Annotated in this window: 5 protein-coding genes; 1 reads left to right on the top strand and 4 read right to left on the bottom strand. The window is 68.8% G+C overall.

Annotated features, from left to right (window positions below; all coding sequences use genetic code 11):
* Positions 1 to 324: 324 nt before the first annotated feature.
* The 3 genes from ACFVS9_RS33455 to ngcE form a co-directional block, all read right to left on the bottom strand.
* Complete coding sequence (locus ACFVS9_RS33455; RefSeq protein ID WP_383118531.1) at positions 325 to 1,242, bottom strand: carbohydrate ABC transporter permease; 918 nt, start codon at positions 1,240 to 1,242, stop codon at positions 325 to 327.
* Between the two features lie 97 nt (positions 1,243 to 1,339).
* On the bottom strand, positions 1,340 to 2,263 hold the full coding sequence (locus ACFVS9_RS33450) for a carbohydrate ABC transporter permease (RefSeq protein ID WP_389938653.1): 924 nt from the start codon (positions 2,261 to 2,263) through the stop codon (positions 1,340 to 1,342).
* A 50-nt stretch (positions 2,264 to 2,313) separates the two neighbouring features.
* Positions 2,314 to 3,762 (bottom strand): N-acetylglucosamine/diacetylchitobiose ABC transporter substrate-binding protein, encoded by a 1,449-nt coding sequence (ngcE, locus tag ACFVS9_RS33445; RefSeq protein ID WP_383118533.1) that lies wholly within the window; start codon positions 3,760 to 3,762, stop codon positions 2,314 to 2,316.
* Between the two features lie 498 nt (positions 3,763 to 4,260).
* Between ngcE and ACFVS9_RS33440 the strand changes: the two genes are divergently transcribed.
* Entirely contained in the window at positions 4,261 to 8,109 is a 3,849-nt protein-coding gene (locus ACFVS9_RS33440) for a GH92 family glycosyl hydrolase (protein WP_389938650.1), read from the top strand.
* An 84-nt stretch (positions 8,110 to 8,193) separates the two neighbouring features.
* Here the strand turns inward: ACFVS9_RS33440 and ACFVS9_RS33435 are convergent, their stop codons facing one another.
* On the bottom strand, positions 8,194 to 9,264 hold the full coding sequence (locus ACFVS9_RS33435) for a WxL protein peptidoglycan domain-containing protein (RefSeq protein ID WP_389938647.1): 1,071 nt from the start codon (positions 9,262 to 9,264) through the stop codon (positions 8,194 to 8,196).
* Positions 9,265 to 9,398 lie beyond the last annotated feature (134 nt).

Below are 9,398 nucleotides of genomic sequence, written 5' to 3'. Positions count from 1 at the left end.
GGTCCCATTGTGCTATGTCCCCTCCGCCCCGGGCGCCCGCGCCCCGTCCGGCGGCGGCCCCCCCTGGCCTCCCCCGGCCCCCCGGCCCGCCCGTCGGCGGCGGCCCGGTCGCGGCCCGGCCTACCCGCGCTGCCGCGACGTGATCAGGGCGGTGCTGAGCCGTCTTCCGACGGATCACCGGGCGCCGGTGGCGGCGCGCACGGGGAGCCCGCCGCCCGGGCCGGGGCGGCCGGCGTACGGGACCCCCGCCCCGGGGCGTGCCTCGTGCGCGGGGGGCGGCCGGCCCGCGGTGACGAGGAGCGCGGGCGGGGGCGCCCCGGTCCGCTACTTCAGCGCACCCGCCGTCAGGCCCGCGACGACCTGGCGCTGGAAGACGATGTAGGCCAGGAGCACCGGCAGCATCGCCATGACCAGTCCCGCGAAGAGGCCCGACCAGTCCCCCTTGTAGCCCTGGCTGGTGGCCAGTTCGACCAGGCCCTGGGAGAGCACCTTCCCGTCCGGGTCGGTGTTCAGGACCGTCGGCAGCATGTACTGGTTCCACTGCCCGAGGAAGTTGAAGATGCCGACGCTGATCAGGCCGGGCTTGGCCATCGGCAGCATCACCTGGAAGAACGTCCGGGTGTGCGAGGCACCGTCCAGCAGGGCCGCCTCCGCGATCGAGGTCGGCAGGGTCCGGAAGAACGAGGTGAGGAAGAAGACGGTGAACGGCAGTGAGTAGGCGATGTAGACCAGGATCAGCCCGTGCACCGAGTTGAGCAGGCCCATGTTGTTCATGACGAAGAACAGCGGGACCAGCGCCAGGATGATCGGGAAGCTCATCCCGCCGATGAAGAGGAAGTAGACGAAGCGGTTCCCGGGGAAGTCGAACCGTGCCAGGACGTAGGCCGCCATCGACCCCAGCAGCAGGGTGCCGATGAGTGAACCGCCCACCACCAGGATGGTGTTGAGGAAGTAGTCACTCATGTGCGCCTGGTTCCAGGCGCGCGACCAGTTCTCGAAGTGCAGCTTGTCCGGCAGCGCCCAGGGCGTCGACAGGATCGAGTCGTCCGTCTTGAAGGACGCCATCACCGCCCACAGCAGCGGCATGACGACGAGAACGGCCCAGATGACCAGCACACCGTGCGAGAAGACGTTGAGGACCTTGCCCTCGCTGCTCTTCTCCGGCCCGCCGGCCGGGGCGTCCGTCTTCGACAGCGGCGAACGCTGGGCCGGGACGGCGGGAGGAGTCTCAGTGACCTTCATGTGTGCTCACCTCGTACAACTGTCGGGCCGGCCTCCGGGACCGAGCTGTTCTGCGCACCGCGTGCCGTCCGGTCGCCGCACCTCGGGATGGGAGGCATCAGAACTCCAGCCGCTCGCGCCGGCCCAGCCGCATCACGATGCCCGCGAAGAGCATGGTCACGATGAGCAGCCCGACGCCGATGGTGGTCGCGTAGCCGGCCTGGGCGTCCCTGAAGGCCGTCTGGTAGACGTACAGCGGCAGGACGGTGGTGGAGTAGTCCGGGCCGCCGGGGCCGACCGTCATGACCTGGACGGCGGTGAAGGCCTCGACGCCGAGCGCCAGGATGCCCATGTAGACCCAGCCCGACTGCACGGTGTCCCAGAGCAGCGGGAGCGTGATCCTGAAGAACGTCGTGACGCGGCTCGCGCCGTCCAGCAGCGCGGCCTCGTAGAAGTCCTTCGGGATGGAGGCCATTCCGGCGGAGAAGAGGACGACGAAGAATCCGACCGTCGACCAGATCAGGACGACCATCACGCAGTAGAGCGCGAGATCGGGATCTCCCAGCCAGTCCGGCTGGAGGCTTTTGAGCCCGACGGCCTTCAGGGTCGCGTTCAGCATTCCGGACGTCGGGTTGAACGCGAACTGGAAGAGCAGGGCGACGATCACGATCGACAGCACCTGCGGGAAGAAATAGGCGATCTTGTAGAACGAGGATCCCCGCACACCGGCGACCGCGGCGTTCTTGCGCCGACGGCCGCCGACATTGAGCATGAAGGCGAAGAAGAGCGCGAGGCCCAGCGTCACCAGCGGCAGCAGCAGCGCGAGCAGCACGCTGTGCTGCAAGGACTTCCAGAAGATGTCGTCGCCGAGCATCCGGCTGTAGTTGTCGAAGCCGACCATCTGGAAGTCCGGGCTCAGTCCGGTCCAGTCCGTGAACGAGTAGTAGATGGACTGGGCGAAGGGCCAGACGACGAAAATGGCGTACAACGCCAGCGGGGCCACGAGGAACCCCACGATGAACCGGTACTTGCCGTGCTGCATCTCTTACCGACCCCGATTTCCGAGCGGGTGCCGCCGCTGGTGACGGTTGCTCACTGGTGCTTGTAGTGCTTGATGGACTGGTCCTTGGCCGCCGCGTCGGCGAAGGCCTGGATCTTCTTGATGGTCTCCGCCGGGGTGGCGCGGCCGGCCATCATCTCGCCGATGCCGGCGATCCCGATCTGCTCCTTCTGGAGCTTCGCGTACCAGTCCTGCATGCGCGGGTTCACCACGTTGTCCCCGGCCTTCGCCAGGACGTCGACACCCGACTGCAGCGCCGTCGACAGGGTCAGTCCGTCGGTGCCGCCGTTGAACGCGCTGAGGGACTTGACCGTCTTGGTGAAGTTCTTGGAGGAGTCCTCGCTGAGCATGATGCGCAGCTGCTCCATGCCGCCCTGCGGGTTCTTCGCGTTGGCCGGGACGATGAACGGCTCCCCGCCGGACGCCCACAGGGTGCCGAAGGGCAGCTTGTCGGAGGAGTCCAGGCTGGACGGCGCGCCGACCATCATCTTGAAGTCCCCGGGCGTGGTGGGCGCGGCCTCGTTCTCCACCCACGAGCCGTTCGGGATGAAGAGCGCCTTGCCCTTGGTCCACTCGGTCTGGGACTGGATGTGGGTGAGGCCGGGCGTGCCCTTGAGGATGTAGCCCTTCTGGAAGAGCTCGTAGTACGCCTCGAAGGCGGCCTTGACGGCCGGGTCCTTCCAGGCGTTGGGCTCCAGATTGTCGATCTTGTCGAGGACCTCGCGGCCGCCGATCTTGCCGATGAAGGGGTAGAGCGAGAACGGCAGGTAGTACGGGTACTTGCCGGGGTAGGTCCAGCCGGCGATGCCCTTCTTCTTCGCCTTCTCGCAGAGCGCGAGCATGTCGTCCCAGGTCTCCGGGTACGCCGCGTCGAGCTTCTCCAGGTTGGTCTGGGAGTACCAGACGCCGTAGACGGTGTACGCGTAGTACATGACCCAGACCGGGTCGCCGTCGAACTGGCCCATCTCCAGGACACCGGGGCGCAGCGTGTCGCGGACCTTCTTGGCGGGGTCGTCGAAGGACGGGGCGTCCATCAGCGGCGTGAGGTCGAGCAGCTGCTTCTTGCCGACCAGGACACCCATGTCCATCTGCTCGGCACCGGAGTTGTCGATCAGGTCCGGCGGAGTGCCCCCGTTGAAGCGCGGCTGCAGCAGCGACTGGATCTTCTCCGTCGCGGAGTGCTTGACCTTCGGTGCCTTGGGGAAGGACTCGTTGTACTTCTTCTCCGCGTCGATGGCGTACTGCTCGCCGAAGCCGCCGTTGAAGATGACGACTTCGAGGGCGGCGGTCTCGTTGACACCGAGCGGGTTCTTCGCGCTCTTGGTGCCCTTCTCGACCTTGTCGTCAGTTCCGCTGTCGCTGCTCGCACAGGCCGACAGGAAGCTCATCGTGGGAACAGCGATCAGGCCGAGTGCGGCCGAACGCTTGATCACGTCGCGACGGCCAAGGCCCTCATTCGTGCGGCCGGAGGTGGATCCCATGCTCAAGTCCTCGCCTTCTCCAGGACTCAGGCGGTGTACCGGTCACCCGTAGTGAATTCGCCTCAGGCGAAGGGCCCCGCCACCGCGGTCAGTTGCGCTTGGGTCGTGCAGATTGCCGGATAACCAGATGCAGTGGGGGAGTTCCGGGGGAACGCACGGCGGGCCACCTCGCGCGCCCGCAGCCGTTCCACCCTCCCCCGTGCCCGCGTGCCGCGGTGAAGCGGCTGTGCAGACGCCGACAGGTATAGTCCACTTGCGGCCAACTCAGCAAGATCGTATGCATGGTTGGGCAGCAGTCTTTCCCGAGTTGAGACCTCGCGGACACATCGGCATCGCGCGCCGTCGCACGGAATCGCCTTTTTCCGCAATACGGTCGAATCACCGGCGCCGACCCCACGCAACACCCTTGACACACACGGTCACTTGGCTCCCTACTGGAACCCGCATCCCGCAATGACAACGTTGTCCAACGCATGCCCCCGGGAGGAACGGCTCCGTATGCAGCCCCTACGTGGTCCCCAGCACGGTTCGCGCCACAGACACAGCCACTCGGCCGCGGTCCTCGCGGCCTCTCTCGTGATGGCCCTCGCGGCCCCCACCGCGGCCCTCGCCCAGCCGTCCGGCGCCGAGCGGAAGCCCTCCGGCTCGACATCGTTCAGCTCCTCGTTCGAGACGGACGAGAAGCAGCCGGACTGGCGCAACACCGTCGAGGAGGGCGCCGACGGCAGGAAGAGGGCGTCGGGTGTCGACGGCGGTTTCTCCGCCGGGATACCGGGCAATGTCACCGATCGGGTCACCGATCTCCGGGCCAGCGGCGAGAACGCCGGCGGCGGTGAGGTCAAGGAGAACCTGACCGACGTGGAGCCCGGCACCAAGTGGCTGGCCTTCGCGCCCACGGGCTGGGTCGAGTTCGACCTGGCCGAGCCCACCAAGGTCGTCACCTACGCCCTCACCTCGGCCAACGACCACGACGAGCGGGACCCCAGGGACTGGACCCTGAAGGGATCCGCCGACGGCACGACCTGGACGGACCTGGACACCCGGACCGGCCAGACGTTCTCCGGGCGGTTCCAGACCAAGTCCTACGACCTCACCACGGACACCGCCTACCAGCACTTCCGGCTGGAGATCACGAAGAACAACGGCGCGTCCGACGCGCTCCAGCTGGCCGACGTCCAGTTCTCGGACGGCGACACCTCCACCCCCACCCCCGACGACATGCGCACCCAGGCCGACCGGGGCCCCTCGGGGTCCCCCACCGCCAAGCAGGGCGCCGGGTTCACCGGGAAGAAGGCGCTGCGCTACGCGGGTACGCACAAGGCGGACGGCCGCGCCTACTCGTACAACAAGGTCTTCGACGTCGACACGGCGGTCACGAAGGACACGCAGCTGTCCTACCTGGTCTACCCGCAGATGGGCGAGACGGACCTCGACTACCCGGCGACGCACGTCGCGGTGGACCTGGCCTTCACCGACGGCACCTACCTGAGCGAGCTGAAGGCCACCGACAGCCACGGCGGTCTGCTCACCCCGCAGGGCCAGGCCGACGCCAAGCGGCTGTACGTGAACCAGTGGAACAAGGTCGACTCGCGGATCGGCACCGTCGCGGCCGGCAAGACCGTCGACCGGATCCTGGTGGCGTACGACTCCCCGAAGGGGCCCTCGAAGTTCCAGGGCTGGATCGACGACATCACGATCGCCCCGAAGGCCCCGGAGAAGCGCAAGGCACACCTCTCCGACTACGCGTCGACCGTCCGCGGCACCAACTCCAGCGGCGGCTTCTCGCGCGGCAACAACATCCCCGCCACCGCCGTCCCGCACGGCTTCAACTTCTGGACGCCGGTGACCAACGCCGGTTCCACGAGCTGGCTGTACGACTACGCGCGCGGCAACAACGAGGACAACCTGCCGACCCTTCAGGCTTTCAGCGCCAGTCACGAGCCGAGCCCGTGGATGGGGGACCGCCAGACCTTCCAGATGATGCCGTCGGTGGCCCCGGGCACTCCCGACGCCTCCCGTACGGCCCGCGCGCTGCCGTTCCGCCACGAGAACGAGACGGCGACGCCGCACTACTACGGGGTGACGTTCGAGAACGGCCTCAAGGCCGAGATGACGCCCACCGACCACGCGGCGCGGATGCGGTTCACCTATCCCGGTGACGACGCGAGCCTCGTCTTCGACAACGTCACCAACGACGGCGGTCTCACCCTCGACGCGAAGACGTCCTCGTTCACCGGCTACTCCGACGTGAAGAGCGGCGGCTCGACCGGTGCCACCCGGCTCTTCGTATACGGCTCCTTCGACGCGCCGGTCACCGACAGCGGCAGGCTGAAGGGCGGCGGCGGCAGTGACGTCACCGGCTTCTTCCGCTTCGACGCGGGCAAGGACCGCACGGTCGGCCTGCGCCTCGCCACCTCGCTGATCAGCGTCGACCAGGCCAGGAAGAACCTCGCCATGGAGCTGCCGGCGAAGTCCTCCTTCGACCAGGTGAAGAAGGACGCGCGGAAGGCCTGGGACAAGATCCTCGGCAAGGTCGAGGTCGAGGGTGCGAACGCCGACCAGCTGACCACGCTCTACTCCAGCCTGTACCGGCTCTACCTCTACCCGAACTCGGGCTTCGAGAAGGTCGACGGCAGGAGCGCCTACGCGAGCCCCTTCTCGCCGCGGACCGGCGCCGACACCCCGACGCAGACCGGCGCGAAGGTCGTCAAGGGCGAGGTGTACGTCAACAACGGCTTCTGGGACACCTACCGGACGACCTGGCCGGCGTACTCCTTCTTCAGTCCGAAGCAGGCCGGCAAGATGGTCGACGGCTTCGTGCAGCAGTACAAGGACGGCGGCTGGATCTCCCGCTGGTCCTCCCCCGGCTACTCCGACCTGATGACCGGGACCAGCTCCGACGTGGCCTTCGCCGACGCGTACGTCAAGGGCGTCGACTTCGACGCAGAGGCGGCGTACGACGCGGCGGTCAAGAACGCCACGGTGGCCCCGCCCTCCCCGGGAGTGGGCCGCAAGGGCATGGACACCTCGGTCTTCACCGGGTACGCGAACACCTCGACGCACGAGGGCCTGTCCTGGTCGCTGGAGGGCTACCTCAACGACTACGGCATCGCGGAGATGGGCCGGGCGCTCTACCGGAAGACGAAGAACGAGCGCTACAAGGAGGAGTCCGAGTACTTCCTCAACCGCGCGCAGAACTACGTCAAGCTCTTCGACACGAACACCGGCTTCTTCCAGGGGAAGAAGGCGAACGGCGACTGGCGCCTGCCCGCCGACCAGTACGACCCCCGTGTCTGGGGCTACGACTACACCGAGACCAACGGCTGGGGTTACGCCTTCACCGCCCCGCAGGACAGCCGCGGGCTGGCCAGCCTCTACGGCGGCCGTGCCGGTCTCGCCGAGAAGCTGGACACCTACTTCTCCACCCCCGAGACCGCGGGGCAGGAGTTCGTCGGTTCCTACGGCGGTGTGATCCACGAGATGACCGAGGCGCGCGACGTCCGGATGGGCCAGTACGGCCACAGCAACCAGGTCGCGCACCACGCCACGTACATGTACAACGCGGCCTCGCAGCCCTGGAAGGCCCAGGAGAAGATCCGCGAGGTCCTCGGCCGGCTGTACACCGGCAGCGAGATCGGCCAGGGCTACCACGGCGACGAGGACAACGGCGAGCAGTCGGCCTGGTTCCTCTTCTCCTCGCTCGGCTTCTACCCGCTGGTCATGGGAAGCGGTGAGTACGCGATCGGCTCACCGCTCTTCACGAAGACGACGGTGCGTCTGGAGAACGGGCGCGAGCTGGTCGTCAAGGCCCCGAAGAACAGCGCGAAGAACATCTACGTCCAGGGCCTGAAGGTCAACGGCAAGAAGTGGACCTCCACTTCGCTGCCGCACGACCTGCTGGCCAAGGGCGGCGTGCTGGAGTTCGACATGGGCCCGAGGCCCTCGTCGTGGGGCACCGGCAAGGACGCGGCCCCGGTCTCCATCGCCCAGGACGACAAGGTGCCCGCCCCCCGGGGCGACGTGCTCAAGGGCGACGGTGCGCTGTTCGACGACACTTCGGCGACCTCGGCCCCGGTCGGGTCGGTGCAGCTGCCGGCCCCCGCGGGCACGAAGGCGGTCCAGTACACCCTGACCTCGGCCACCGCGGCGAAGGCCCCGACGGGCTGGGTGCTCCAGGGGTCGGCGGACGGCACGTCCTGGAAGGACCTCGACAAGCGGTCGGGCCAGACGTTCGCCTGGGACAGGCAGACCCGGGTGTTCTCGGTGCGGGCGCCGAAGGCGTACGCCGCGTACCGGCTGGTCAGCACGGAGGCGGCGACGCTGGCGGAGATCGAACTGATCTCCTGAGCCGTCCGCCTGACGCACGAGGACGGGCCGCCCGCACCGCGGGCGGCCCGTTCCCGTGTCCGCGTCCGGTACCGCGCCCGCTCCTCAGGTCTGCCGGGCCGCCTCGTCCCGCAGGGCCTGGTCCACGGCCTCACGCACCCGCTCCTCCTCGCGCCGCGTGCGCCGGGCCCGCGCCCGCCTCGCGTACAGGTACCCGCCCGCGGCGGCGGCCAGGACGAGGAGCAGCGCCAGCAGGAGGGCCCAGGGGACGGCCCAGCCGTGGGCGGTGGCCCGTACGGGGTCCAGGGCGTTGGTGGAGCCGGCCGCGTCGGTGATGAGCGGGGTGACGGTGACGTCCGCCGTGAGCCGGAGGGCCGGGGTGACGTCACGGACGGGCACCGTGACCTTCCAGCGCTCGCCGGGCAGCAGTTCCGGCGAGGCCGGGACGGTGCCGGCGTCGGTGCTCAGCGTCCCGAAGGGCCCGGTGAGGGTGACCTTCTGGGTGCCGGAGAGCAGGGCGTTGCCCGTGTTGTGGAGGCTGTAGGTCACCGTGGCGTCGCCCCGGGAGAACGGGGAGGCGGAGCCCCGGTAGTCGACGTGCGCGTCCTCGACGGCGAGCGCGGGCCGCAGGGCGCCGCTGACGCGCAGCTTGATCCGGATGCCCAGGCGCCGGTCGACGGCGATGCCCTCGGCGTCGTCGGACTGCTTGAGCGAGGTGAGGATGCCGCCGACGTGGTCGCCGGGGGTCGCGTCCCTCGGGACCTTGACGGTGAAGGGGATCTCGGCGCTCTTCCCCGGCGCTATCCGTACGCTTCCCTGGCCGGCCCGGACCCAGGAGCCGACGGAGCGGGACTCCTTCCCCTCGGTGAGGAGGTCGAGCTGCCCCTTGTCCGTGGTGAAGCCGTCGGCCGCGTAGACGGCGAGGGTGAGCGGTTCGGTGCCGCGGTTGGCGACGACCAGCGCGTCCTCGGCCTCACCGCCGGGGTTGACGGCGTAGCTGAAGGACGACCGGTCCTCGCCGTAGTCGTTCGCGGCCGTCCGGACGGTCCAGGTGACATCACCCTCGGCCGCCCGGGCCGGGCCGGTGGACATGCCGGACGCCAGAACCGCGAGGAGGACGAGGAGGACGGTGCGGGCGAGGACGGCGGTGCGGCGGGGTGGTGCCACTGCGTGCATGGGGATGGGGTCTCTCTCGGAACGGCGGCGGGGGGGGGGGGGGGGGAACCGGGCCAGCCCCCCCCGGGGGGGCGGGGGGGGGGACGGGGAAACCCCGGGGTAGTGTGGGGGGGGGGGGTGGCCCCCCAATAGGG

Origin of the sequence: Streptomyces sp. NPDC058008 (assembly GCF_042886395.1) — a bacterium.
In the GTDB taxonomy this organism is placed as follows: domain Bacteria; phylum Actinomycetota; class Actinomycetes; order Streptomycetales; family Streptomycetaceae; genus Streptomyces.
Note: the sequence above shows the minus strand (reverse complement) of the source record. Positions and strands in the feature narration are given on the sequence as shown.